The following is a 1,923-nucleotide window of genomic DNA, read 5'->3' as shown; positions in this document are numbered from 1 at the left end:
GAGGATCAAGGATTCGAACCTTGACGAACGGTTTTGGAGACCGTCATGCTACCATTACACCAATCCTCTATATGCATAATTAAACCCTTTAGATTTAATCATAAAAAAAGCAAGATCATCGTCTTGCTTTTTTCAATGGTGGGGGCGAAGAGACTCGAACTCTTACACCTTGCGGCGCTGGAACCTAAATCCAGTGCGTCTACCAATTTCGCCACGCCCCCGATGGCTGTGTATATTAGCGATAAGATCTAACAGTGACAAGTGTTTTTTTTCTAAAAAAAACTGACCGTGTAAATTGTATACAGATACTAGATCAATGATTTTTATAAGTTTGAGAGAGCATTTAAACAATTGATTGCTTCAAATGCATTTGAAAATCGATTTTTCTGCTGTTTTTGCAATAACCCCACCAGTAACGGGTAAAAAATTTGAAATGAATCTGGTAATTGAATGTTTAAGTTTTGGCAATGCAATACAGCCCAGTCATGATAAGTGTTTGCTTGTAAACGTATTTGACTTAGCCATTCATATAAAACAACTCCAAAAGCATATAAATCGCTTTGTATATTCTTCCTAGTTCCATGGAACAGTTCAGGTGCCATATATCTTGGCGTAGCATCAATGATTGAATCAGGAGTAGTTATAAGCCGTGCTTTTTCAAAATCGATTAAATAAAGTCTTTGCTCAAACTTTCGAAAGTGTTCTTTTTTAATATCGCCATGAATCCACCCTAGCTCATGAAGTTCTGCTAAAGCCATAAGCGCTGTATAGATCATCTCATGAATATCTTTTAAATTTTGCTTTTGATCTAAATCATCAAACCAGCAATCGGTGTCTGGCAAAATTAATACTTTCCCTTCAAACTGATGTAATTGGGAAATAGTACTGACATCAAATATTTTAAATGGCAAAAGCCAATTCACTTTTTTATGCTGAATATTTTCATAGAATTGCAATTCATGCAAAAAATCTTGCTCACCTTGAGCATGTACATGCGGCACTTGATATTTTAGCCAGTAGTAATGAGCATCTATAGAACATGTCCATAGATGCCTTCCTAAAGCTGAACTTTTAGGTTTTGTTACGCATTTTAAGTGTTCTATATGGGAAGCAAAATCATGCTTCAGCATAATAAGACTCTGGCTGTTGTTTCTTTTCTTCAAAACGTAAAACTTCTAAACAATGCTGAATTGTTTTACCAATACGCGCATGAGTTTCTATAGAAGATATTTTCGGCCAAGTCGCACGCTCACCTTCTCGTTGTAATCGTTTAAATAAATGTGGACGAGGGTTTTGTAACGTATATGCATAATGTTTTAAGCTATATTTGGCAATAATATTAACATCTCCATAATATCGCTGCCCTACTACACCATATCCGTGATCAAGCAATCTCCTTACTGGAGAAATGGCTCCTAATCTTTGACGGGTAAAATCCATTATTCCCATCGAAAGCACTTTACCTTGGCGTCTTAAAATACGTTCTGGCCAACTTAAAACATCCTTACGGAAACGGTGTGCATCATCTTGCATAAATGGCACAACATGCGGATTTACTTGACTAGCAATGGTGTAGTTTAAATTATAAAGCCTTGCCATTCTTTCTTGTGGGAAGTCACTGCGCACACTACCATCCACCCATTTAGTATTGGCCATATAAGGGGTATGTTCACCATCATAACGCTTACTGGTTAAACGTACAGGCGGAAATAAAACTGGCACAGCACAAGAAGCCAATACAGCACTCCAAACTAACACATTGGGTGTCATAATTGCATTCATAATCCGAGGATTTTCTGTTGCATCGTACGGCGCAACAGCGACATTAATATTCAAACCTGATTTTTTGAATGCTTCTTCAAAAGTAAGATCGCCCAAATTTTCAATGAGGAATTTTTTTAAATAGTGGACATCTGCAATGCC

2 protein-coding genes and 1 tRNA gene are annotated in these 1,923 nt (G+C 37.1%); all 3 read right to left on the bottom strand.

Features of this window, described 5'->3' with window-relative positions; translation table 11 throughout:
* Positions 1-136: 136 nt before the first annotated feature.
* Positions 137-221 (bottom strand) — tRNA-Leu (locus tag J671_RS24675).
* Positions 222-323: 102 nt separating this feature from the next.
* Entirely contained in the window at positions 324-1,130 is an 807-nt protein-coding gene (locus J671_RS24670) for a protein kinase domain-containing protein (RefSeq protein WP_022575399.1), read from the bottom strand.
* A partial coding sequence (locus tag J671_RS24665; RefSeq protein WP_171073495.1) for a patatin-like phospholipase family protein occupies positions 1,117-1,923 on the bottom strand: 807 nt, incomplete at its 5' end. The genes J671_RS24670 and J671_RS24665, both read right to left, overlap by 14 nt.

The sequence above is a fragment of the Acinetobacter sp. 1130196 genome, assembly GCF_000588095.1.
GTDB classification, from domain to species: Bacteria; Pseudomonadota; Gammaproteobacteria; order Pseudomonadales; family Moraxellaceae; genus Acinetobacter; species Acinetobacter nosocomialis.
This window is presented reverse-complemented; position numbering and strand designations above follow the sequence as displayed.

Coding starts and splice junctions, on each gene's coding strand:
- J671_RS24670 (WP_022575399.1), bottom strand. CDS start 1,130: ATGCTGAAGCATGATTTTGCTTCCCATATAGAACACTTAAAATGCGTA.